The following is a 24,402-nucleotide window of genomic DNA, read 5'->3' as shown; positions in this document are numbered from 1 at the left end:
ATCAGGCTCCTGTAGGTCGCGCTGTCACACGCAGCGTGCCCGCTTGTGATGGTTCAGAGATGCCGATAATAAAACGTCGTCGCGCAAAACTCGCCGTCCGGCATCAGCGCGTATTTCGGCACGGAGCCCACGCGCTGCCAGCCGGCCCGCTCGTACAAGCGCTCGGCGTCGCCGCCGGTGACGGTATCGAGCACCAGCACGCTCCGGCCTTCCTCGCGCGCCACCTCTTCGACCGCCGCCATCAGGCGCTGCGCGATCCCTTGCCGCCGAGCCTTGCGGCACACCAGCATCTTGGCGACATCCGCACGATGCGGCTGATTGTCGGGCAGCGCCAGCACCAACTGCACGGTGCCGAGTATCTCGCCGCCGCCATTCTCCGCGATCAGCAGCGCCCGTTCGTTGCGCGCCACGCCCTCGGCCACACCGCGCCAGAACGCCAGCGCTTTCTCGCGTGCGAGCGGCAGCATGAAGCTCACCGAGGCGCCTCCTTCGACGCAATCAATCAGCACATCGGCCAACGCATCCACGCAGACCGCCGCCTCGTTCGCGCCGATCCGGCGTACGCTCACCTCCTCGCTCATCCATTTCTCCTTGCCGGCGTGAAGTTCAGGTTGGTTAGCGACACCAGGTAGCGAGCCGGCTCACGTGCGGGGTTGCGAAACACCATCGGACAGTCGAGGCGCATCGTCAGGCAGTCGCCGGTTTCCAGACGCCACTGCACGTCGCCCACTGTCAGCTCCATCACGCCTTCGATCACCCAGACCTGCTGATGAACCTCCACGTCACGCGCACTGGTCTCGTAAGCGACCTGCTGACCGGCCGGAAAGTGGACCTCCACCAACTGGATCGGCGAGCGCGCGGCAGGCGACAGATTGCGACGGACGTAGCCCGAGGTCGGGTCGGTCCATACCGGCTGTTCAGCGGCACGCGCCAACGGCGAAGGCTCGGCGGCCGAAGTGGCGCTGTCTTCGAACAGCGAGGCGAGCGTGACGCTCAAGGCCGTGGCAAGCTTGTCGAGCACGGTGGCCGTCGGGCTGCTCTGACCGCGCTCGATCAGCGAGATCGTCGAGCGGCTCACGCCGCTGCGCTCGGCGAGCGTATCGAGCGAAAAACCCTGAGCGTCGCGCAGTTCGCGCACGCGGCTGGCGATTCGGTTGTTGATGTCCATACCGTCCAGTTTACTGGAAAATAATTCCAGTAAACTAGATTTTGCAGACGACGGCAGACGCCGTCACAAGCTCCGTGAGCCTCCCACAGGCGCGCCGGCAGTTGCGCTTATGCCTCTACCACCGCCCCGCCCTGCAACAAGCCTGGAATCGCGTCGCGCGGCATTGGCCTGGAGAAGAAGAAGCCCTGCATCTCGTCGCAGGCGCGCTCCTTCAGAAAGTCGAGCTGCTCCGAGGTCTCGACCCCTTCGGCAATCACCTGCAGTTTCAGCGAATGGGCGAGCGCAATGATGGCAGAGGTGATCGTCTCGTCATCGCCCGAGGTGCCGATGTCCGAGACAAACGAGCGGTCGATCTTCAAACGGTCGACCGGGAAGCGCTTCAGATAGCTAAGGCTCGAATAGCCGGTACCGAAGTCGTCGATGGCCAGCCCGATACCGAGCGCGTGGAGCGAGTTGAGCATGATCACCGCTTCCTCAGCATTGCGCATGATGGTGCTTTCAGTGAGTTCGAGTTCGAGGTATTGCGGTTCGAGCCCGGTCTCCTCGAGCACCTGGGTCACCAGCTTGGCGATATCGTGCTGCTGGAACTGCCGCGCCGACAGGTTCACGGAGACGCGTGCCGGCGGCAAGCCCTCATCCTGCCAGGCCTTGTTTTGCCGGCAGGCTTCGCGCAGCACCCACTCCGACAGCGGTCCGATCAGCCCGCATTCCTCCGCCACCGGAATAAAGGACGACGGCGGGATCAACCCCACTTCCGGATCGCGCCAGCGCACCAGCGCCTCCATGCCGACGATCTGCCCGGTCACGATATCCACCTGCGGCTGGTAATGCAGCAAGAACTCGTTGTCGCGCAGGGCGCGCCGCAGGCGGCGTTCGAGATTCAGCCGCGCACCGGCGCTCGCGTTCATCTCAGGCTGGTAAAACTGGAAGGTATTGCGGCCCATGTCCTTCGCGCGATACATGGCGAGGTCGGCCTTCTTCATCAGCGTTTCGGTGTCGTCACCGTCCTGCGGGAACAGGCTCGCCCCCATGCTGCAGCCCACATACAACTCGGTGCCGTCGAGCCACACCGGCTCGGAGATCGAGGCGCGCACCCGCTCCATCCACGCAATCAGCGACTGTTCGTCGACCGTATCGGTCATCACGATCACGAACTCGTCGCCGCCGTGGCGCGCCACCGTATCGCTGGCTCGCGCGCAGCGCGCAAGCCGCTCGGCGACCACACTCAGCAGGCGGTCGCCGACGCTATGGCCGAGGCTGTCGTTGACGTTCTTGAAGCCGTCCAGATCGATGAACACCACCGCCACGCCCTTGTGGTGACGCCGCGCCACGATCAAGGCATGCTGCAGACGGTCGCGCAGCAGATTGCGGTTCGGCAGCCGGGTCAGGCTGTCGTAGTTCGCCTGGTACTCGAGCTGCTCCTGATAGCGGATCAGATCGGTGACGTCGTTGATGATGCCAATGTGATGAGTGGTCTCGCCGTCCGGATTCGGCACCGGCGCGATAAAGAGCTGGTTCCAGAACAGCGCGCCGTCCTTGCGGTAGTTGCGCAGCACCGCACTGACTTCGCGGTTGGCGGCGAGCGCCTGGCGGATCGAGACGATCCCCTCCTGGTCGCGGTCGTCGCGTTGCAGCAGGCGGCAGTCCTGGCCGATCACTTCGGCCGGATCGTAGCCCGTGATGCGCTTGAAGGCCGGGTTCACATACTCGATGAGGTTGCCGGTACTGGTCGGCCCGGTGATCAGGATTGCGTTCACGCTGGCATCGAGCGCACGGCTTTGCAGGCGCAGCGCGAGGTCGGCGCGCTTGCGCTCGGTGATGTCGGTGTAGGAGCCGAGCACGCCGATCACGCGTCCGTCGCTGTCGGTGAACGGCAGCTTGCTCGTTACCGTGGTGCGGTGCACGCCGTCGATCACCAGATCGACTTCGAAATGCATCTTCGGCACGCCCGTCGTCACCACCTCGGCGTCGTGCAAGCGGACCTGATCGGCCAGCGCGCGCCACGGCAAGTCGTGGTCGGTCTTGCCCACCACCTGCTCCGGATACGCGAGCCCGGCATCGCGCGCAAACGCCATATTGCAGCCGAGGTAGCGCGACTCCTGATCCTTCCAGAAAATTCGTTGCGGGATATTGTCGATCACCGTTTCGAGCATCTGGTTCGAACGCTGCGCTTCGGCTTCCGCGTTGATCTGTTCGGTCACGTCGTCGGCCAGCACGAAGCTCGCGGGGCGGCCCATGTATGTCAGCGAGTGATACGAGATGTCGACGCTGATAGTCGAGCCGTCCTTGCGCCGGTGATGCCACACGCCCGCCATGGTGCGGCCCTGCTGGGGACCGCCGTCGCTGCGCAGCAGGTGCGATTCGAGGCGCCCGATCTCACCGGTCGGCCGGATCGCACGGATCGTCATGGCGAGGAACTCGCTCTCCGTATAGCCGTATTGCTGGATGGCCGCGGCGTTGACCGCGAGAAAGCGCAGGGTCTCGCGATCGAAGATGTACATCGGCACCGGATGGCTGTCGAACAGGCCGCGAAAGCGCTCGTCGTTGCGGCGCAGCGCCTGGGCGACCCGCAGCCGTTCACGGGCGGCGCTCTCGCGGACGCCGAAGGTGTAGATCAGAAGCGAGCTGCCCGCCAGCATGGTGACGATCAAGAGCAGCATCGCGTGCTGCGTCTGCCGGGCCGACTCCGCGAGCGACGCCTGCAGCGCGCGGTCCTCCTGCTGCCGCAGCCCGGCCAGCGCCGTCTCCACGTGGTCCAGTTGCATACCGAGCCGCGTATAGGCCGAGGCCGCCCAGGCGCGCGATTCCTCCGGTTTGCTCGCCTGAGCCCGCGCCAGCGCCAGCGCGATGTCGTGTTGCAGCGCCTGGCCGGCACTGCTCAGCTTGACCAGGGAGGCCGCCATGGCCGGCTCGTCGGCGAGCTCGGCGGCCAGCGTATGCTCCAACGCGGCGAGCGACGACGCTATCGCCGGCGCAGCGTCAGTTGCCTCCGGCCGCCCCGTCGCCTCGAAGCGGCCCAGCGCGGCGAGGCCGTCGTCGAGCACCGACCGATAGGCGTCGAGATTCTGCCGGAGATCGGTCGAGCGCATGGTACGCACGTCCGCGTCGCGCTGGCCGCAGATCTGCGTATAGGCGACGAACGCGTTCGCGCCGACCGCCGCGGCGACGACTGCCAGATTGATCAGCAGCCGCCTCGATAGGAAAGGAGTCATGGGTTCCGAACGTCATTCGTTCTGCAGGCGGGAGCGCGCTGGGTGTTGTCCGCTTTAGATGCCTCGTGCAACTTGGGCTTCTTCTTGCATCTGCGGAGTCTTTTACGCGCCAACCCATGGATAACGGCAACGCTCGGAATAGATTAAGGGGGAAATGTGAAAATATTTTGCCCGGCCAGACCTACCCGGCCAGACCGAATTCCTTCATGGCGGGCACGAAGTCGTGGTTGCTTTCCGGCTTGCGCGACAGCTTGGCGAGCACGTAGCGCTTGAACGGCTCGAGCGTGGCCCACTCGCCGGCGCTCGGCGCCGGCAGGCTCGCAAGCTCCGCCTGGTGCAGGACGCCGTCCGGCACCGCATCGGTACGGCGCCACGCCGGGGTGTCTTCCGGCGTGAACCAATCCGGCTCGACATTGGCATGCGTGCGCAGCATCTCGAACAGTGCGTGATCGAAGTTCGGCTCGATTCTGGCGTCCTCGTCGACCGGAAAACGCGCCAGCAGCTTGCGGTCTTCATGCGGCAGCATCTGCCACTGCGCGAGCGAAATGCGCAGTCCGAAGCGGTCGAGATTGAAGCGGACCGACATCGGGATGTAGGTCAGATCCTCCGAAGACTCGATTTCGAAGTTGAACAGGAGCGGCGCTTCGTTGAGTCCCATGACAGTGTCCTCGTAGGTGGCGGGCAACACGCAAGGCCCGCTTGAGGTATTTTAGAACCTTATTCGCGCGGCGGCGGCCCGGTCTGGGCTGGCTCAGCATTGGGAAACGCTACCGCTCTCGCCGTATGGATCAAGGAGTCAGGGTTTTGAACGAACTGGAAACAGGCGGCCAGCCGGGCGCGGTGGAGCGTCAGGTGCGGCGGCATCGCGGCGGCAAGGTGGAGACGGTCACCGACCACGTCGGTCAGGAGTGGCCCGTGGCGCTTGTCTTCAACGGCATTTCGCACGCGGTGATGATGTGCACGCCGCGCGACCTGGAAGCGTTCGCGGTCGGTTTTGCGATTTCGGAAGGGATTGTGGCGCGCGGCAGCGATATTCAGGACATCGAGGTCGAGCTGCATGACGGCGAATTGCCGCATGCCGAAGTGCAATTGCAGGTGGTGCAACAGGCGTTTGTCGCACTGAAGGAAAAGCGCCGGGCGCTGGCCGGCCGCACCGGTTGCGGCGTGTGCGGCATCGAAAGCATCGATTTGCTGGATCTGAAGCCGGAGCGTGTGCCCGATACCGGTTTTCTACAGCGGCTCGCGCCGGACGCGATTGCCCGCGCGGCGCGTGAATTGCCCGGGCACCAGGCGCTGACGCGGCTGACGGGCGGCCTGCACGCGGCGGCATGGTGCGACGCGGCGGGGGCGATCCGGCTAGCGTTTGAGGATGTGGGCCGTCACAACGCTTTGGATAAGCTCATCGGGCAATTGGTGCTCGACCGCGCGGATACCAAAGACGGCTTTGTGTTCCTGTCGAGCCGGGCGAGCTATGAACTGGTGCGCAAGGCGGCGCGCGTCGATGTGCCGATGCTGGCCACGATCTCGGCGCCGTCCTCGCTCGCGATTGCGATTGCACGCCAGGCCGGTGTGCGGCTGGTGAGCTTCTGCCGCGAGGCGGGTTACGTCGACTACGACACGTTATAGGCGGAGCGGGGCTGCCGCCCCGAAACGCACTGACCTGCACGGGCCGGGCCGCGAGACGCGATTCACTGTCACGCCCAGGCGGCCCGAGCTACGCGCCGCCGCCAAACTCAGTCGAACTGCCGGAAATCCGGCTTGCGCTTCTCGAAGAACGCCTTGAACGCCTCACGAGCTTCCGGCGCGAGCAGCATCTTGCCGAAGTGCAGCGCTTCATCGGTCATCTGCGTCTGCAGTTCGTGGTGGCTCGCACGCTTCATCAGCGACTTGGTGACGCGCAGCGACGAGGCCGGCAGCGCCGCCAGCCTGGCTGCTTGCGCGAGTGCGAATGCATCGACTTCAGCCGCCGGCAGCAGGCGGTTCACAAAGCCCATGCGGTGCGCTTCGCGCGCGTCGAACGCTTCGCCCAAGAGCAGCTTTTCCGCTGCGGCCTGATAACCGGCCACGCGCTGCAACAGCAGGCTCGACGCCGCTTCCGGGCACAGCCCGAGCTGCGTGAACGGCAGCGAGAAGGTCGCCGTCTCGGCGGCGTACACCAGGTCGCAATGCAGCAACAGGGTCGTGCCGATCCCCACCGCCGCACCCGCCACCGACGCCACCACCGGTTTCTCCGCCGAGCTGATCGCGCGCAGGAACTGGAACACCGGGGCGTTCTCGCCCATCGGCGGCGTCTTCATGAAGTCTTCGAGATCGTTGCCAGCGCTGAAAATGCCCACGCTGCCGCGAAACAGGATGGCGCGCACGGAGGCGTCGCTCTGCGCCTCGACGAGCGCGTCGGCCATCGTCTGGTACATGGCGGCCGTAATCGCGTTTTTCTTGTCCGTCCGGTTAAAGGCAATCGTCAGTACGCCGTTGGCGCGCTCGACCAGAATGTCCATCGTCATCTCCTTATAGTCCCGCTCGATGCTGCTCAATGCCTGGTGCATCTGAATGGAAAAACGGTTCGCAAGCCGCTCAGCCTACGAACCGTTCTGGGGCCTTCAGGCAACCCGTTCGTCCGTGCTTACAGGCGCTCGATAATACCCGCTGCACCCATGCCCGTGCCGACGCACATGGTCACCATGCCGTACTTGTAGTTGCGACGGCGCAGGCCGTGCACCACTGTCGACGCACGAATCGCGCCCGTTGCGCCGAGCGGGTGGCCCAGTGCAATTGCGCCGCCGAGCGGGTTGATCTTCGACGGATCCAGACCGAGGTCCTGGATCACTGCCAGCGATTGCGCAGCAAACGCTTCGTTCAGCTCGATCCAGTCCAGGTCGTCGATCTTCAGGCCAGCCGCCTTCAGTGCGGCCGGAATTGCTTCCTTCGGACCGATGCCCATGATTTCCGGCGGCACGCCGCGCACGGCGAAGCTGACGAAACGCGCGAGCGGCGTGAGGTTGAATTCCTTCAACATCTTTTCCGACACCACGATCAGCGCGCCTGCGCCGTCCGAGGTCTGCGAGCTGTTGCCGGCCGTCACCGAACCCTTGTTGGCGAACACGGTGCGCAGCTTGGCCAGACCTTCCAGCGAAGTGTCGGCACGAGGACCTTCGTCGAGCCGCACTTCGCGGGTCTTCACCTTCACTTCGCCGGTGGCGAGGTCGGGGAAACGCTCGGTGATCGTATAGGCGGCGATTTCGTCGTTGAACTCACCGGCTTCCTGCGCGGCGATGGCGCGGCGGTGCGATTCGACCGAGAACTGGTCTTGTGCTTCGCGGCTGATCTTCCAGCGCTCGGCAACCTTCTCGGCCGTCAGGCCCATGCCGTAGGCGATGCCGAAGTCTTCGCTACGATCGAAGATGTGCGGCGACATCGACGGCTTGTTGCCCATCATCGGCACCATGCTCATCGATTCGCAGCCGCCAGCGATCATCGCGTCGGATTCGCCTACGCGGATGCGGTCAGCCGCCATCGCCAGCGCGGTCAGGCCCGAGGCGCAGAAGCGGTTCACCGTGACGCCGCCCACCGACTGCGGCAGGCCGGCCAGCAGTGCACCCATGCGCGCCACGTTCAGGCCTTGTTCCGCTTCCGGAATCGCGCAGCCGATGATGGCGTCTTCGATCACCTTGGTGTCGAGACCGGGCACTTGCGCCACGGCCGACTTGATCGCGTGCACCAGCAGTTCGTCCGGGCGCGTGTTCTTGAACATCCCGCGCGGCGCCTTGCCGATCGGCGTACGGCTCGCGGCGACGATGTATGCGTCTTGCAATTGCTTTGTCATTTGAGGCTCCAATGTCGACCGGAGTTGGCGCTTCATCGCCTATTCCGGTCCCATGCAATTTGATTGCGGTCCGCTCGCGCGTTAGTTACGAACCGGCTTGCCGGTTTGCAGCATGCCCATGATCCGTTCCTGCGTCTTTTGCGTACCGAGCAGGTCGACGAACGCACGGCGCTCGAGTTGCAGCAGCCATTCTTCGTCCACCAGACTGCCCGCTTCGACATCGCCACCGCACACAGCTTCGGCGATACGGCTCGCGATCAGGTAATCGTGCTCGCTGATGAAACGGCCATCGCGCATGTTGACGAGCGACGCCTTGATGGTCGCAATTGCCGACCGGCCCGCCACCGGCACCTGCGTCACACGCAGCGGCGGACGATAACCCGCAGCAGCCAGCGCACGCGCTTCTTTCTTCGCCACGTCGAGCAGCTCGAACACGTTGAAGACGATCGTGTCGGACGGCTTCAGATAGCCCATCGTGCGGGCGTCGAGTGCGGAGGCCGAGACCTTCGCCATCGCGGCGTTTTCGAACGACTTCTGCACGAACTTCAGCAGATCGTTGGTCGCGCCGGCTTGCGTCGCCGCTTCCGCTGCGCGCAGTGCCGCTTCCTTCAGGCCGCCGCCAGCCGGCACGAGGCCCACGCCGACTTCCACCAGACCGATATAGCTCTCGATGTGCGCCACGCGCTTCGCGCTATGCAGCACCAGTTCGCAGCCACCGCCGAGCGCGATGCCCGAAATCGCCGAGACGACCGGCACGCTCGCGTACTTCACGCGCAGCATGCCTTGCTGGAACTTCTTCACGAAAGGCTCGATACCCTTCGCGCCACCTGTCATGAAGGCGGGCATCGCTTCTTCCAGGTTGGCACCAGCGGAGAACGGACCACCCGGCGTGCCGAGCTTCAGCGACGTGGGTTGCCATACCACCAGGCCCTTGTATTCCTTTTCGGCCAGTTCGATTGCTTGCGTGAGGCCGTCGATCACCGACGGTCCGATCGTGTTCATCTTGCTCTTGAACGAGACGATCAGGACGTCGTTCTCGCCAGCACGATCGTCGACCCATGCGCGAACCGCATCGGTTTCGAACAGCGTCTTGCCGTAGGTCTTTGGATCGGCGCCCGTCTCGCCGACCAGCGGCGCGCGGAACACCTGCTTGTCGTAGACGGACAGCGACGAACGCGGCACGAAAGACTTCGAAGCCGGCGACCACGAACCTTCGTTCGTGTGCACGCCACCCTTCTCGGCAACCTGACCTTCGAGCACCCACGACGGCAGCGGCGCGTTCGACAATGCCTTGCCAGCCGCGATGTCTTCCTGGACCCACTCGGCGATCTGCTTCCAGCCGGCCGTCTGCCAGCCTTCGAACGGGCCTTCGTTCCAGCCGAAGCCCCAGCGGATGGCCAGATCGACGTCACGCGCGTTGTCGGCGATCGACTCCAGATGCACGCCGATGTAATGGAACACGTCGCGGAAGATCGACCACAGGAACTGTGCTTGCGGATGCTGCGATTCGCGCAGCAGCTTCAGGCGCTCTGCCGGCGGACGCTTCAGAATGCGGCCGACCAGTTCGTCGGCCTTCGCGCCGCCGTCGACGTACGTACCCGTCTTCGGGTCGAGCACCTTGATCGCCTTGCCTTCCTTCTTGTAGAAGCCGCCACCGGTCTTCTGACCGAGCGCGCCCTTCTTCACGAGTTCAGCCAGCACCGCCGGCGTTTCATACACCGCGAAGAACGGATCGTCCTTCAGGTTGTCCTGCATCGTCTTGATGACGTGCGCCATCGTGTCGAGACCGACCACGTCAGCGGTGCGGAACGTTGCCGACTTGGCGCGGCCGAGACGCGAACCGGTCAGGTCATCCACTTCGTCGAAACGCAGACCGAACTTCGCCGCTTCGGTAATGACGGCGAGGATCGAGAAAATGCCGACGCGGTTGGCGATGAAGTTCGGCGTGTCTTTGGCGCGCACGACGCCCTTGCCGACCACGCTCGTGAGGAACGATTCGAGCTGGTCGAGGATTTCCGGACGCGTCGCCGCGGTCGGGATCAGTTCGACCAGGTGCATGTAGCGCGGCGGATTGAAGAAGTGCACGCCGCAGAAGCGCGACTTCAGTTCATCCGTGAAGCCTTCCGACAGTTCGGTGATCGACAGACCCGAGGTGTTGCTCGCGAAGATCGCGTTCGGCGCGAGATGCGGCGAGACCTTCTTGTACAGGTCGTGCTTCCAGTCCATGCGTTCGGCGATCGCTTCGATCACGAGGTCGCATTCGGCGAGCTTCTCGATGTCGTCATCGTAGTTCGCGGGCTGGATATATTGCGCGTCGTCCTTCACGCCGAACGGCGCCGGCGACAGCTTCTTCAGATTCTCGATCGCCTTCAGCGCGATCGCGTTCTTCGGGCCTTCCTTGGCAGGCAGGTCGAACAGCAGCACAGGCACCTTGGCGTTGATCAGGTGCGCGGCGATCTGCGCGCCCATCACGCCGGCGCCGAGCACGGCTACCTTGCGAATGATCAGATTGCTCACGTCGTTCCTCCGGGGGAGTTATGCGGTGTCGCGGAAATTTCGCGATGTATGGCTGGCGGCGGCGCCACGCGTTTCAAACACGCGCAGCGCCGCCGTGATGTGGCTTTAGAACAGCGACTCTTCAACGTCCATCAGCGACTTCGAACCGGCGCGCGCCTGGCGAATCGTCATGGCCGTTTCCGGCAGCAGCTTGGCGAAGTAGAAGCGCGCGGTGGCGAGCTTGGCCTTGTAGAACGGATCGCCGGACGCTTCCTTGTCCAGTGCGATGCGCGCCATGCGGGCCCAGAAGTACGAGAACACCAGATGGCCGACGGTACGCAGATACGGCACGGAAGCGGCACCCACTTCGTCCGGGTTCTGCATCGCCTTCATGCCGATTTCCATCGTCAGCTTCTGCACCTTGTCGCCGATGTCGGCGAGCGGGTTGATGAACTCCTGCATTTCCGGCTTGACGCCTTCGGCTTCGACGAATTCCGTCACCAGCTTGCCGAACTTTTTCATCTTGGCGCCCATGTCGCCGAGGATCTTGCGGCCCAGCAGATCGAGCGCCTGAATCGCGTTGGTGCCTTCGTAGATCATGTTGATCCGCGCGTCGCGCACGTATTGCTCCATGCCCCACTCGGCGATGAAGCCGTGGCCGCCGTAGATCTGCATGGCGTGGTTGGTGCTTTCGAACGCGTTGTCCGAGAGAAACGCCTTCAGGATCGGCGTGAGCAGCGCGACGAGGTCGGCGGCATCCTTACGCACCGATTCTTCGGCGTGCGACAGTTCCTTGTCGATATGCAGTGCGGACCAGTACGAGAAGGCACGCGCGGCTTCCGCGTAGGCCTTTTGCGTGAGCAGCATGCGGCGCACGTCCGGATGCACGATGATCGGGTCAGCGGCCTTTTCCGGCGCCTTCGGGCCCGTCAGCGAACGCATCTGCAGACGCTCTTTCGCGTAGGTAAGCGAGTTCTGATAAGCGACTTCGGTCAGGCCCAGGCTCTGCATGCCGACGCCCAGACGCGCGGCATTCATCATCACGAACATGGCGTTCAAGCCCTTGTTCGGCTCGCCGACCAGCCAGCCCTTGGCGTTGTCGAGGTTGATCACGGCAGTTGCGTTGCCATGAATGCCCATCTTGTGTTCGATCGAGCCGCACTTCACGGTGTTGCGCTCGCCCGGCTCGCCGGCTTCGTTCGGCACGAACTTCGGCACGATGAACAGCGAAATGCCCTTGGTGCCCATCGGCGCATCCGGCAGGCGCGCAAGCACGAGGTGAATGATGTTCTCCGAGAGGTCGTGTTCGCCGCTGGAGATGAAGATCTTCGTACCGCTGATCGAGAAGGAGCCATCCGCATTCGGCTCAGCCTTGGTGCGCAGGATGCCGAGGTCAGTGCCGCAATGCGGCTCGGTCAGACACATCGTGCCGGTCCAGACGCCCGCGACCAGCTTCGGCAGATACAGCTTTTGCAGTTCCGGCGTGCCGTGCGCATGCAGGCATTCATACGCGCCGTGCGACAGGCCCGGATACATCGTCCACGCCTGGTTTGCCGAATTAAGCATTTCGTACAAAGCGTTGTTGACGAACGCCGGCAGGCCCTGGCCGCCGTATTCCGGATCGCAGCCGAGTGCCGGCCAGCCAGCTTCGACGTATTGCTTGTAGGCTTCCTTGAAGCCCTTCGGCGTGGTCACGACGCCGTCGCCGACGTACGTGCAGCCTTCCTGGTCGCCGCTCTGGTTCAGCGGGAACAGCACTTCGGAGCAGAACTTGCCGGCCTCTTCCAGAACCGCATTGATCGTGTCGGCGTCGAGATCCGCGTGCTTCGGCATCTGCTTGATCTCGCCTTCGACGTTAAGCAGCTCGTGCAACACGAATTGCATGTCGCGCAGTGGCGCGGCGTACTGTCCCATGACTCTCTCCAAAGTTTGACAAGAAGCCAGGCCGTCAACCCAGGCCCGTGGTTCGGACCTTTTCAGCGCCGCTGGATCCAACGGATCCGGCCGCCCTGCTAACGGCTTTCGCTCTGATACGAAACAATCAATTTTTCGAGCGCGGCCCACGTGAGAGGCACAGCATCCGGCAAGTGCAGGAAGCGTGCATCGTGATGCAGGCCGAGCGTGAAGCTGTACAGTTCGAAGAGCATCAGTTGCGGATCCGTGTCCGAGCGCAGATGCCCTTCTTCCATTGCCTGCGAAATGGCCCGGGTCAGCGCAGCACGCCAGATCGTCACGCTCGACACCAGTTGCTCGCGCACCGGGTTGTCCGCGCGGTCGTCGTACTCGACCGCACCGCTGATGTAGATGCACCCAGTGGTGACCTCCTGAATGCGTTTCTCAATCCAGCGGGAGATCATTGCGCGCAAACGCGGCAAGCCGCGCGGTTCACGCAGACTCGGGAAAAACACCTCGTCTTCGAAACGACGGTGATATTCGCGCACCACTTCAACCTGCAAGTCCTCGCGCGAGCCGAAGTGCGCAAACACGCCGCTCTTGCTCATCTGCATGCGCTCGGCCAGCAGCCCAATCGTCAGACCTTCCAGTCCGTCGCGGCTTGCCAGATCGAGTGCTGCTTCGAGAATCGCGGCTCGCGTTTGTTCGCCTTTTCGCATAGCTGTTTTACCGTTCTTATGTGACCGAAAGAAAAATCGAACGGCCGTACTATTATTGAGTGCTGCCGTCCGCGAAACAAGGACTTTATTAGAAACCGGTTTCTAACCGGAGCATCAATTTTGCGTCATACGTCAATCAGACGAGGGAGATTTTTTAGAGGCGTTTGCCTTGCCGCGTTTGACGTCTGTCATACGGCAATGTGGGGCCTGATTTAAGCCTGTAAGCCACCCAGACTGTAAGCCCGGGTTTATCCCGACTACGCGTGAAGCGTGCTGCGGGTTAGTCGTAGCCGCCCACGGTGAGCAGCTTCATGACTGCACGGTAAGTTGTGTAAGCCAGCCAGTTCAGCAAGCGCTCACCGGCAGGACGCGCTTCGTAATGGGCCAGATCGATACGGCGCGATTCGTCGAACGCGCTGAGGATCGCCTCGCGCAGCGCGTCGATCTGCGGATCCTGCACCAGCACGACGTTGGCCTCGTTGTTGAGCATCAGGCTCAGCGCGTCGAGGTTCGACGAACCCACGGTACCCCAGTTCGAATCGACTACGGCCACCTTGCCGTGCAGCATGGTCTTTTCGTATTCGGCGATCTTCACGCCGGCTTTCAGCAGCGAGCGGTAGAGGAATGGCACCGCATAGTCGAGCGCGGCGAACTCCTTCCTGCCGATGATCAGTTTCACCTCCACCCCGCGCCGTGCCGCGAACACCAGCGCGCGGCGCAGCTTGCGGCCCGGCATGAAGTAAGGATTGGCGAGCAGCACTTCCTTGCGCGCCTGACCGATCGCGGCGAGATACGCCTTTTCGATGGCGCGGCGGTTGATCAGGTTGTCGCGCGCCACGAACGCCACTGCCGGCTCGCCGGCGCCGCGCAGATCGGCGCTGCGGTTGCGGCCGCGGTTCGGCGTGGCGGAATTGGAGTCGTCCTTGAGGCTGAGATCCGGTTGCAGCGATTCGACCGGACGGTGGCCGAAACGGATGCGGTGCCATTGCGCCTCGAAGGCTTCGCGCACATCGGCCACCACGGGCCCCTGCAACTCCACCGCGAAGTCCCAGCGGCGATACGGCAAACGCACGCCGTCGTTCTCATAGTCGTCGACGATATTGATGCCGCCGCACCAGGCGAACTGGTCGTCGACCACCGCGAGCTTGCGATGCGTGCGCGAAAAACCGAAGCGGCCGAACAGGTGTGGGTTGTAGATCAGATGCTCGACGCCGCGAGCCGGCCAGTCGTTGAAGAGCGGCAAACGCGCGGTGCCGATGCCATCCGTAATCACGCGCACTCGCACGCCTCGTGCAGCGGCGCGCAGCAACGCAGCGCTAATGGCCTGGCCCGCGCTGTCGTTGCAGAAGATATAGGTTTCGAGAACGACGTCTTTCTCGGCGGCATCGACCCGCGCAATCAGCGACTCGAAAAACGCCTCGCCTGAGCGAAACAGTTGGACTTCGTTACCGGCGGTGAAGCGATATTTCGACCAGTAGCGACGACCGAACAGGGTCTGCCGCAGCCGCTCGAGACCGCGCGGACCGCCGCCCGTCATCGGAACCGCCCCTGCAGGCGCCGCGGCAACTGCAGGATCGCGTCGGCATTCGACGATGAAAAGCAACGCTCTGCGGCTTCTTCGTAGGGCAGCCAGACGTGTGCGGTATGTTCGAGCGGGGCGAGCGTCACCTCGCAGCGTTCGGGTACCTGCAGGCTGAACCAGTGCTCGGTGTTGCGCGTCACGCCCTCGGCATAGCGATGCCGCCAGACCGGGTAGATCTCATACTCGATCTGATACTGCCAGTCGAACAACGCGTCATGCGGCACGGCTGCGCTGCCGATCACGATGCCGGTTTCCTCCGCCACTTCGCGTGCGGCGGTCTCGGCAAGCGGTTCGTCGAGGCGGTCTTTCGAGCCGGTCACCGACTGCCAGAAGCCCGCGCGGTCGGCGCGCTCGATAAGCAGCACATCGAGCCCCGGGGTATGGATGACGACAAGTACGGATTCGGGAATCTTCGGCGGTTTCGGCATGGCGATAAGACTAGGCGCGCACGGCGCGCGATACATGTCGGTCGACGGTTATGCTGGCGTGTCGCTTGGGGTGTTGCTGCGACTGTAACGCAAAAAACGAAAAAGGCGCGTGACGCGCCTTTTTCGTTTGCTTGACTGCGGCCCGCCGGGGCCGCTCAAGTAGTCTGCTAGCCTTACGCCTTCGCTTCCGGCTGGCGCAGACGGATGTGCAACTCGCGCAACTGACGCTCATCCACTTCGCTCGGCGCCTGCGTGAGCAGACACTGTGCGCGTTGCGTCTTCGGGAACGCGATCACGTCGCGGATCGAATCGGCGCCGGCCATCATCGTGATGATGCGGTCGAGACCGAAGGCGATACCGCCGTGCGGCGGCGCGCCGTATTGCAGCGCGTCGAGCAGGAAGCCGAACTTGGCGCGTGCTTCTTCCGCATTGATCTTGAGCGCGCGGAACACCTTGCTCTGCACTTCTTCACGGTGAATACGCACCGAACCGCCACCGATTTCCCAGCCGTTCAGCACCATGTCGTAGGCCTTGGCCAAGCAGCGGCCCGGATCCGTTTCCAGATACTCGAGGTGCTCGTCCTTCGGGCTCGTGAACGGGTGATGCGCGGCGACGTAGCGGTTTTCTTCTTCGTCGTATTCGAACATCGGGAAGTCCACCACCCACAGCGGCTTCCAGCCGGTTTCGACGAGGCCGTTGGCCTTGCCGAATTCCGAGTGACCGATCTTCAGACGCAGAGCGCCGAGGCTGTCGTTGACGACCTTCGCGCGATCCGCCGCGAAGAAAATGATGTCGCCGTCTTGTGCGCCGGTGCGCTCGATGATCGCCTTGACCGCTTCGTCGTGCAGGTTCTTGACGATCGGGCTTTGCAGACCGTCACGGCCCTTCGCGACTTCATTGACCTTGATCCAGGCCAGACCCTTCGCGCCATAGATGCGCACGAATTCCGTGTAGCTGTCGATATCGCCACGCGAGAGCTCGCCGCCCTTCGGCACGCGCAGTGCTGCAACACGGCCGTCCTTGGTGTTGGCCGGCGTGCTGAACACCTTGAAGTCGACGTCCTTGACGGCGTCGGTCAGGTCGGTGAATTCGAGCTTCACGCGCAGATCCGGCTTGTCCGAACCGAAACGGCGCATGGCTTCCGAGTACTCCATCACCGGAAATTTTTCGTCCAGTTCGACGCCGATCGTCACCTTGAAGACGTGACGGATCATCGCTTCGAACAGATCGCGGATTTCCTGTTCGGAGAGGAACGAGGTTTCGCAGTCGATCTGCGTGAATTCCGGCTGACGGTCGGCGCGCAGGTCTTCGTCGCGGAAGCACTTGACGATCTGGTAGTAGCGATCGAAGTTCGCCACCATCAGCAGCTGCTTGAAGAGCTGCGGCGACTGCGGCAGCGCGAAGAACTGACCAGCGTTGGTACGCGACGGCACGAGGTAGTCGCGCGCGCCTTCCGGCGTGCTCTTCGTGAGCATCGGCGTTTCGATGTCGATGAAGCCCAGCGAGTCCAGGTACTTACGCACTTCGATCGCGACGCGGTAACGCAGACGCAGGTTGTGCTGCATCTGCGGACGGCGCAGGTCGAGCACGCGGTGCGTGAGACGCGTGGTTTCCGACAGGTTGTCGTCGTCGAGCTGGAACGGCGGCGTCACCGACGCGTTCAGCACGTTCAGTTCGTGGCACAGCACTTCGATCTTGCCGCTCTTCAGAGTGGCGTTGGTCGTGCCTTCCGGACGGTTGCGCACGACACCCTTGATCTGCACGCAAAACTCGTTGCGCACGCCTTCGGCGGTCTTGAACATCTCCGCGCGATCCGGGTCGCACACGACCTGAACGAGGCCTTCACGGTCGCGCAGGTCGATGAAGATAACGCCGCCGTGGTCACGGCGACGGCTCACCCAGCCGCACAGCGACACGGTTTGGCCCAACAGTTCTTCGGTCACCAGACCGCAATATTCAGATCGCATCGACATGATGTTTGTCTTTCGTTTTGCATTAGTTGAACGGCGCGCAGCTCATGAAACTGAAACAATGCGCGCCGGCATTACATCGGCGGCTCGATGGTGGAACGACGCACCTGCGCCGGCGGCGCGGACGGCGCCACCACGCCCATCGAGACAATGTACTTGAGCGCAGCGTCGACTGTCATATCGAGTTCGACCACTTCGCTCTTCGGCACCATCAGGAAGAAACCGGACGTCGGGTTCGGCGTAGTCGGCACGTACACGCTGACGTGATCTTCCTTCAGGTGGTTGACCACGTCGCCGCCCGGAATCCCGGTCAAAAACGCAATCGTATAGGAACCCTTGCGCGGATACTCGATGAGCAAGGCCTTGCGAAACGCATTGCCGCTGCTCGATAGCAAGGTATCCGACACCTGCTTGACGCTCGTGTAGATCGGCCCGACCACGGGGATATGACCGACGAGGAGTTCCCACCACTTCACGAGCTTCTGCCCGATGAAGTTTTGCGTCAACAGTCCGACGATGAAAATGAACGCCAGCGTCAGCACAGCGCCCAGGCCCGGCAGACGGAAGCCCAAGGCGCGCTCCGGCTGCCACGACTCCGGCAGCAACAGCAGCGTCTGATCCATCGTGCCGATGATCAGGCCGAGCACCCACAACGTAATGGCCAACGGCACCAGCACCAGCAGGCCGGTCAGGAACACCGATTTAAGCGTCGCTTTTTTCGTCGTCATGTGTATCGCCAGAAAGCCACCCCGGCGCGGCCGGGTGCGGCGAATGCGCCGCCTCATCGAGGCGGCAACGCAAGCTAGGCGCTGCCGGAACCGCTCGTGGTAGCCGTTGCGGCCGCAGGCGCTGCCGGTGCTGCGGCGGCGCTCGAGGAGCTCTCGGCGGTGCTGGCCGACGAACTGGCCGCACCGGCTTCGGCTGAGCCGCCTTCGGTCTTCGCCGACGCGGCTGCTTTATCGCCATTCGCGCCATTCGGGGCGGCTGCGCCGCTTGCGCTATTGCCGCCGCGGAAATCGGTTACATACCAGCCCGAACCCTTCAACTGAAACCCGGCCGCGGTCACCTGCTTGCGGAAGCTGTCTTTCCCGCACTCAGGGCAGTTCGTCAGCGGGGCGTCGCTCATCTTCTGAAGCACGTCCTTCCCGAAGCCGCATGATTCGCAGCGATACGCGTAGATCGGCATGATCTTTTCCCTACAGTAATCTGGTAAACGCTTGCAAAGCCTTGAATTATAGCCGCAAACGATCCGCCACCCCCGGTTTTCGGGGGCGGCCGGCTGGCGCAGCCACTGTTCGCGCAGATGGGGGCGTCTGGCGCAGGATCAAGTCCCTACTGGTCCCGGCGCCGCCAGGTGAGCCAGCGTTCGCGGCCGGCGAACACCGGAATCGAGTCGCTGACCGGCTCGTCTTCGAGCAGATCGAAGTACGGGGTCAGCAAGGCGTCTAGCTCAGCTCGCTCGATGCCGAACGGCGGGCCTTTCGGCGTGTCGCCCAAAAAGAAGAAGCCGGCCAGCAGAGCGCCCGCCGGCAGCAGCGCGGCCATGCGTTGCGCGTAGTCGGCGCGGCGGGCTTTCGGGAGCGCACATAGAAACGCGCGTTCGTACATCCAACCCGCTGTGAAGGGCGGCTGCCAGGCGAAGAAATCGGCTTGATCGACCACGTTTGCGTGCGCACCCAGTTGGGCGCGTGCTGCCGCTACTGCGGCGGGCGAGAAATCGATCGCCTGCACGCGACGCCCCTGGCGGGCAAGCCACAGAGCTTCCCAGGCGCTGCCACAACCCGGGATCAACACGGCTGCATCGGGGTGGCGCGTCGCAAAGGCTTGAAACGCCGCGGGCACGCCGGCCTGGTCCCAAGGTATGAAGCCGCGCTCGAAGCGCTCGTCCCAGAAGGCCGGCGAATTCGGATCGCGCGTGGCGAAGTCGGCGCCTATGGCGTTCGGGGATTGTGCAGGTTCGGTTGGATCACTCATCTCTCTCCCCTAACCACCATAGGCCAGCGCCAGCCACGCCCGCGCCACCACCGCGCCGACGCCCACCGCAATACCGAATAGCAGCAAGCCTTGCAGCAACCGGTTGGTACGCTTCTGTTCGAGCAGGATCTGCCGGATCGTGTCGTCGCTCGGACCGCGCTGGCTGTCATGACGCTCGGCCAGCACGTGATGGATCAGACGCGGCAATTGCGGCAGCGTCTTGCTCCACTGCGGCGCCTCGATCTTGAGCCGCTCGAACCAGCCACGCAGACCGATCTGTTCGTTCATCCAGCGCTCAAGGTAAGGCTTGGCCGTCTTCCACAAGTCGAGTTCGGGGTCGAGCGAACGCCCAAGCCCTTCGACGTTCAGCATCGTCTTCTGCAGCAGTACGAGTTGTGGCTGGATCTCGACGTTGAAACGGCGTGACGTGGAAAACAGGCGCATCAGCACCTGCCCCAGCGAGATGTCCTTTAGAGCGCGGTCGAAGTACGGCTCGCAGACCGCGCGAATCGCGCTCTCCAGTTCCTCAACCCGCGTAGTAGGCGGCACCCAGCCCGACTCCAGGTGCAGCGTGGCGACCCGGTGGTAGTCACGCTTGAAGAACGCCAGAAAGTTCTGCGCGAGGTAGTTTTTGTCGAAGTCCGACAGCGCGCCGATGATGCCGAAGTCGAGCGCGATATAGCGCCCGAAGTGCGCGGGATCGAGACTCACCTGAATGTTGCCGGGGTGCATGTCGGCGTGGAAAAAGCCGTCGCGGAACACCTGGGTAAAGAAGATCTCGACGCCTTCGCGGGCCAGCTTCGGAATGTCCACGCCTGCGGCGCGCAACGTCTCCACCTGGCTGATCGGCACGCCGACCATGCGCTCCATCACCAGCACGGTGGGCGTGCAAAACTCCCAGTACATTTCCGGCACCAGCAGCAGATCGAGCCCAGCGAAGTTACGGCGCAACTGGCTGCCGTTGGCAGCCTCGCGCATCAGGTCGAGTTCGTCGTGCAGATACTTGTCGAATTCGGCCACCACCTCGCGCGGCTTCAGGCGTTTGCCGTCGGCCCACAGGCGCTCGGCCCACACGGCGATATCGCGCAGCAGCGCGAGGTCCGAGTCGATCACGGGCAGCATGTTCGGGCGCAGCACCTTCACCGCGACGGCCTTGCCGGCGTGCTGGCCGGCCTTGACCTTCGCGAAGTGCACCTGCGCAATCGAGGCGCTTGCCACCGGCACCCGTTCGAAATCGTCGAACAGCACGTCCACCGGCGCGCCGAGCGACTTCTCGACGAGACCGATCGCCACCTCCGACGGAAACGGCGGCACCTGGTCCTGCAGCTTGGCGAGTTCGTTGGCGATATCGACCGGCAGCAGGTCGCGCCGCGTAGACAGGACCTGGCCGAACTTCACGAAGATCGGCCCGAGGCTTTCTAGCGCGAGACGCAACCGCACGCCTGGCGGCTGGTCGAACTTGCGGCCGATGGTGGTGATGCGCAGCAACAACCGCACGCGGCGGTCGTTGATGCGGCTCAGCATCATCTCATCGAGACCGAAGCGGATGACCGTAAAGAAAATCTTGAGGAAACGCAGAAAACGCATAGTTGAGCCCGATGACTAGCGCGTGCCGCGCGACGTGGCGGCGCCGCCCGGCGCATTGACGCCGCGGGCTTCGACCTTCTGTTCAAGGCGCTCGAGGCGCTTTTCGACGCGTGCCAGCGCATCGCGGGCGCGAGCGAGTTCGGTGTTGAACTCGTCGAGCGCGGCGCGGCGCACCAGTTGCGGATTTTCATCGAGCAGGTATTCGGCGACCGAGTCGAGCAAATTGCGGCCGGTGCGGCGCGCATGCTCAGCGACCGAGCGAGCCACCGTTGCCACCCGCCACGCCGGACCATCGCCGATCAGCCTTGCCAGGTCTTCCTCGGGCTCCCAGCGCAGATGCTCGGCGAGCTTCGCGATTGCCGTGGCGAACTCCGCGTCGCCTTCGATTTTCACGTGCTTCATCACGGCCGCCTGACCGCCCTGCACGAAGGCCGGCAATGCGTCGGACGGCACCGAGATGGTGACGTCGAACTGCTGAGCTTGCGTTTCGTCGACCGCAGCCAGATAACCGTCCGGCTGGACCAGCAGCATCAGCACGACCGGCGGGCAGGATAGCCGGGCGGTCTTGCCGGCGTAGGGGGCGAGGCGCTCACGTGCCCACGATTCGCGGGCGAGCAGATGATTGACGGCAGCAGCGAAGGGCTTGGCGGCGAGGGTCATTGAGAGTGGCAAGAAAAAACCCGCGCGGGCGATGTGCCCGTGCGGGTTCCTATTGTAACGTCCGTTCGCTTCCCGGCTTACTCAGCCGTTCAGCCTATGCACAAGGCTTGACGTTAGTGCGCGGGAGCCGCCTCATCCACCTGCTGAATCCCGGCGAGCAACCAGCCTTCACCGGCGCGGGTCGACTTCGAGAGGTTCCAGACCTCCATGAACGGCTCGGCCGGCGCGCCCGAGGTCTCGCGGATCAGGCCGGAAAAGCGCACGCTGGCGAGATACTCGCTGCCGCGGTCTTCGACGCCCAGCAACTCGGCGTTCAACTGCACCACGTCGGTCAGATTGGACTCCGGACCGCGCGCATCCAGGTCGATCTTCACTTCGGCGAACATTTCCGGCGTCGTGAATTCGCGGATATCGGCGATGTTGCCCACGTCCCAGGCGGCCTGCAGGCGCACGAAGTACACCTTGGCGTTGCGGACAAAGGCGTCCGAATCGAAGCCAGCCGGCACTACGGGCGCCGCCTGCATCGCGGGCGTAGCCAGCGCGGCATTGCGCTGCGGTTCAAGGTAAGCACCGCTTTGCGCCGACGGCGACTGCGTGAAGCTCGGCTCCTGCGAGTACCCGCCGTTAGGCCCTGCGCTCAGGCTCGGCGACGCACCCGCATACGCCGGTGCGGTCGCATCACGCTTGCGATTCATGAAGCGGCGGATCAGCCAGATCGCCAGCATCGCGATCGCGGCGATCACGAGCATATTGGCCATTGCTCCGGCAAACGCCTCACCCAGCCCGAAGTGCGAGAGCAGCGCAGCGATACCCAAACCCGCGGCCAGACCGGCGATCGGCCCCAACCAGCGCGAGCGGTTAGGCGCGGCGGCCGGGGTCGGCGCCGGTGCCGCGCGCTGCGCCTGAGCGGCTTGAGCCGATTGCTGCGGAGATTGACCAGGTTGGACCGGCGGCGTGGTTTGCCGCTGCATGGTGGTGGATTGCTGACGGCCGACGCTACGGCCGCCGCCCATGCGTTTTGCCTCTGCGTCGAGCGAGGCGACGGTGGCAACCGCGATCAGACCGACCATGGCCGCCAGCCCGATTCTCCTCGCCAACGACCTGGAAACCTTACGGTCAGATAACAAACGCGAATCGGACATGATTAAATTTTCCTTTAAAAACGATGGGTTAGGGACCCTAGTATTTGGTCCCCACGTGTAAAGCTACCACACCAGCTGACAAATTGTAATATTTGACGCCGTCGAGGCCAGCTTGTTCCATCATTGTTTTTAAAGTTTCCTGGTCGGGATGCATGCGGATCGATTCCGCCAGGTAACGGTAGCTCTCGGCGTCCTTCGCAAAGCGGTCGCCGAGCCACGGCAGCACCTTGAACGAATAGACGTCGTAGACTTTTTTAAGCGGATCCCACACTTTGGAGAATTCCAGCACCAGCAGACGTCCGGCCGGCTTCAGCACGCGGCGCATTTCCGCCAGCGCGATGTCCTTGTGGGTCATGTTGCGCAGCCCGAAAGCCACCGTCACCACATCGAAGTAGTTGTCCGGAAAGGGAATTTTTTCCGCATCGCACAATAGGGCTGGGGTGATGATGCCCTTGTCGAGCAGGCGGTCGCGGCCCACGCGCAGCATCGATTCGTTGATATCCGTATGCCAGACCTCGCCGGTCGGACCCGCCTTTTTGGCGAATTCCTTGGAGAGGTCGCCCGTGCCGCCCGCGATATCCAGCACCTTGTAGCCCGGCCGGACGTTCGCCTGGGCAATCGTGAAGATTTTCCACGCCCGGTGCAACCCGCCCGACATCAGGTCATTCATCAGGTCGTAGTTGGAGGCAACGGAGTGGAACACGCCTGCCACCTTCTGCGCTTTTTCCTGTTCGTCGACTGTCTGAAAGCCGAAGTGGGTTTTGCTCATCGCGTTCGTCCTTTCGCGTATTCTTGAATGTTGCGCCGCATCACCGCGGCGTCAGGCCGAATCGTATCAGTGACAATGACCGTGCGGGGCGCTGGCTGACACCATTGGGGCGTCGCGGTCGACGCCGGCCGCTTTAAGTTTGTCGAGATACTCCTGCCAGAGTTCATCCTGGCGGGTGGCGATGTCATACAGCAGATCCCACGAGTAAAGCCCGGTGGAGTGGCCGTCCGAGAAGGTCGGCTGCAGCGCGTAATTGCCCACGCCCTCGATTGCGGTGATCGTCACCTCGCGCTTGCCGGTCTGCAGCGTCTCCTGCCCCGGCCCGTGGCCGCGTACTTCCGCCGAAGGCGAATAGACGCGCAGCAGCTCGAACGGCACGCGAAACGATTCGCCATTTGCGTATTGCAGTTCGAGTACGCGCGATTTAGCGTGCACGACCACCCCGGTCGGCACCGGTGTGTCGGGAGTCAGTCCACTCATGTTGACCTCATTCGTAACCCCCTTGAGGGGTTTGGCGCGAAGCGACAGCTTCGGGGACGCTCAGCCAAGAGCTTGTTCGATTTCGTGACGCACCGCGTCGCGCAGCAAGGTAGCCTGCGCGCGGCGCGACGATAGCAGCGCCTCCGACACCGTGCGCTGGCGCGGCGCCCAGATCGGCAGCGGGAAATGGGCGTCGTTCGAGAAACGCGGAATCACATGCCAGTGCACGTGCGGCACCTGGTTGCCGAGGCTCGCCAGGTTCACCTTGACCGGTTGCAGGATGCGCCGCATGGCGCGCTCGACCGCGTAGACCGCGCGCATCACGCGGTCGCGGTCGGTCTCGGCGAGATCCGAGAACTCGGCAACGTGCTTGTTCCAGATCACCCGGCAAAAGCCCGGGTAATCATGTTCGTCGGCGAGGACGACGCGCAGCGAGTCGTCCTGCCACAGCACGTCGCCGCCATCTTCACGGCAAAATACACAGTCCATCGTCGTCCTC

Annotated in this window: 22 protein-coding genes; 1 reads left to right on the top strand and 21 read right to left on the bottom strand. The window is 63.4% G+C overall.

Annotated features, from left to right (window positions below; all coding sequences use genetic code 11):
- Positions 1-53 precede the first annotated feature (53 nt).
- The 4 genes from BLQ92_RS13605 to BLQ92_RS13590 form a co-directional block, all read right to left on the bottom strand.
- Entirely contained in the window at positions 54-581 is a 528-nt protein-coding gene (locus BLQ92_RS13605) for a GNAT family N-acetyltransferase (RefSeq protein WP_090685020.1), read from the bottom strand.
- Positions 578-1,168: a helix-turn-helix domain-containing protein gene (locus BLQ92_RS13600; RefSeq protein WP_090685019.1), complete on the bottom strand. Its 591-nt coding sequence runs from the start codon at positions 1,166-1,168 to the stop codon at positions 578-580. The genes BLQ92_RS13605 and BLQ92_RS13600 overlap by 4 nt, the downstream gene beginning before the upstream one ends.
- Before the next feature lie 107 nt (positions 1,169-1,275).
- Positions 1,276-4,380: an EAL domain-containing protein gene (locus BLQ92_RS13595; RefSeq protein WP_090685018.1), complete on the bottom strand. Its 3,105-nt coding sequence runs from the start codon at positions 4,378-4,380 to the stop codon at positions 1,276-1,278.
- 181 nt (positions 4,381-4,561) lie between these two features.
- Positions 4,562-5,038: a nitrate reductase associated protein gene (locus BLQ92_RS13590; RefSeq protein ID WP_090685017.1), complete on the bottom strand. Its 477-nt coding sequence runs from the start codon at positions 5,036-5,038 to the stop codon at positions 4,562-4,564.
- 146 nt (positions 5,039-5,184) lie between these two features.
- On the opposite strand from BLQ92_RS13590, the gene fdhD reads away from it, so the two are divergent.
- The gene (gene fdhD / locus BLQ92_RS13585) at positions 5,185-6,006 is read left to right on the top strand and encodes a formate dehydrogenase accessory sulfurtransferase FdhD (RefSeq protein ID WP_090685016.1); all 822 of its coding nucleotides are present in this window, start codon (positions 5,185-5,187) and stop codon (positions 6,004-6,006) included.
- A 107-nt stretch (positions 6,007-6,113) separates the two neighbouring features.
- Here the strand turns inward: fdhD and BLQ92_RS13580 are convergent, their stop codons facing one another.
- The 17 genes from BLQ92_RS13580 to BLQ92_RS13500 form a co-directional block, all read right to left on the bottom strand.
- A complete protein-coding gene (locus BLQ92_RS13580; RefSeq protein WP_090685270.1) occupies positions 6,114-6,884 on the bottom strand; it encodes an enoyl-CoA hydratase in 771 nt (256 codons plus the stop codon).
- Between the two features lie 119 nt (positions 6,885-7,003).
- A complete protein-coding gene (locus tag BLQ92_RS13575) occupies positions 7,004-8,203 on the bottom strand; it encodes an acetyl-CoA C-acyltransferase (RefSeq protein WP_090685015.1) in 1,200 nt (399 codons plus the stop codon).
- An 81-nt stretch (positions 8,204-8,284) separates the two neighbouring features.
- Complete coding sequence (locus BLQ92_RS13570; protein WP_090685014.1) at positions 8,285-10,720, bottom strand: 3-hydroxyacyl-CoA dehydrogenase/enoyl-CoA hydratase family protein; 2,436 nt, start codon at positions 10,718-10,720, stop codon at positions 8,285-8,287.
- A gap of 105 nt (positions 10,721-10,825) precedes the next feature.
- Complete coding sequence (locus BLQ92_RS13565; protein WP_090685013.1) at positions 10,826-12,613, bottom strand: acyl-CoA dehydrogenase C-terminal domain-containing protein; 1,788 nt, start codon at positions 12,611-12,613, stop codon at positions 10,826-10,828.
- Between the two features lie 98 nt (positions 12,614-12,711).
- Positions 12,712-13,311, bottom strand: coding sequence for a TetR/AcrR family transcriptional regulator (locus BLQ92_RS13560; protein WP_090685012.1), 600 nt, complete (start codon positions 13,309-13,311; stop codon positions 12,712-12,714).
- 280 nt (positions 13,312-13,591) lie between these two features.
- Complete coding sequence (gene clsB, locus BLQ92_RS13555; RefSeq protein WP_090685011.1) at positions 13,592-14,848, bottom strand: cardiolipin synthase ClsB; 1,257 nt, start codon at positions 14,846-14,848, stop codon at positions 13,592-13,594.
- Positions 14,845-15,321, bottom strand: a complete 477-nt coding sequence (nudB, locus tag BLQ92_RS13550; RefSeq protein WP_090685010.1) for a dihydroneopterin triphosphate diphosphatase — start codon at positions 15,319-15,321, stop codon at positions 14,845-14,847. The genes clsB and nudB overlap by 4 nt, the downstream gene beginning before the upstream one ends.
- Positions 15,322-15,494: 173 nt before the next feature.
- On the bottom strand, positions 15,495-17,294 hold the full coding sequence (gene aspS, locus BLQ92_RS13545; RefSeq protein ID WP_090685009.1) for an aspartate--tRNA ligase: 1,800 nt from the start codon (positions 17,292-17,294) through the stop codon (positions 15,495-15,497).
- Between the two features lie 71 nt (positions 17,295-17,365).
- A complete protein-coding gene (locus tag BLQ92_RS13540) occupies positions 17,366-18,019 on the bottom strand; it encodes a DUF502 domain-containing protein (protein ID WP_074300791.1) in 654 nt (217 codons plus the stop codon).
- Between the two features lie 74 nt (positions 18,020-18,093).
- On the bottom strand, positions 18,094-18,477 hold the full coding sequence (locus BLQ92_RS13535; RefSeq protein WP_090685008.1) for an FmdB family zinc ribbon protein: 384 nt from the start codon (positions 18,475-18,477) through the stop codon (positions 18,094-18,096).
- Positions 18,478-18,623: 146 nt separating this feature from the next.
- A complete protein-coding gene (locus BLQ92_RS13530) occupies positions 18,624-19,265 on the bottom strand; it encodes a methyltransferase domain-containing protein (protein ID WP_090685007.1) in 642 nt (213 codons plus the stop codon).
- A 9-nt stretch (positions 19,266-19,274) separates the two neighbouring features.
- Positions 19,275-20,852, bottom strand: a complete 1,578-nt coding sequence (gene ubiB, locus BLQ92_RS13525) for a ubiquinone biosynthesis regulatory protein kinase UbiB (RefSeq protein WP_090685006.1) — start codon at positions 20,850-20,852, stop codon at positions 19,275-19,277.
- Positions 20,853-20,867: 15 nt separating this feature from the next.
- Complete coding sequence (locus tag BLQ92_RS13520; protein WP_090685005.1) at positions 20,868-21,512, bottom strand: ubiquinone biosynthesis accessory factor UbiJ; 645 nt, start codon at positions 21,510-21,512, stop codon at positions 20,868-20,870.
- 113 nt (positions 21,513-21,625) lie between these two features.
- A complete protein-coding gene (locus tag BLQ92_RS13515) occupies positions 21,626-22,654 on the bottom strand; it encodes a Tim44 domain-containing protein (protein ID WP_090685004.1) in 1,029 nt (342 codons plus the stop codon).
- 37 nt (positions 22,655-22,691) lie between these two features.
- The gene (gene ubiE / locus BLQ92_RS13510) at positions 22,692-23,423 is read right to left on the bottom strand and encodes a bifunctional demethylmenaquinone methyltransferase/2-methoxy-6-polyprenyl-1,4-benzoquinol methylase UbiE (RefSeq protein WP_090685003.1); all 732 of its coding nucleotides are present in this window, start codon (positions 23,421-23,423) and stop codon (positions 22,692-22,694) included.
- Positions 23,424-23,489: 66 nt separating this feature from the next.
- A complete protein-coding gene (locus BLQ92_RS13505) occupies positions 23,490-23,903 on the bottom strand; it encodes a gamma-butyrobetaine hydroxylase family protein (RefSeq protein ID WP_090685002.1) in 414 nt (137 codons plus the stop codon).
- A gap of 60 nt (positions 23,904-23,963) precedes the next feature.
- Positions 23,964-24,392: an HIT family protein gene (locus tag BLQ92_RS13500; protein WP_090685001.1), complete on the bottom strand. Its 429-nt coding sequence runs from the start codon at positions 24,390-24,392 to the stop codon at positions 23,964-23,966.
- Positions 24,393-24,402 lie beyond the last annotated feature (10 nt).

It is taken from the genome of Paraburkholderia phenazinium (genome assembly GCF_900100735.1).
In the GTDB taxonomy this organism is placed as follows: Bacteria; Pseudomonadota; Gammaproteobacteria; order Burkholderiales; family Burkholderiaceae; genus Paraburkholderia; species Paraburkholderia phenazinia.
Note: the sequence above shows the minus strand (reverse complement) of the source record. Positions and strands in the feature narration are given on the sequence as shown.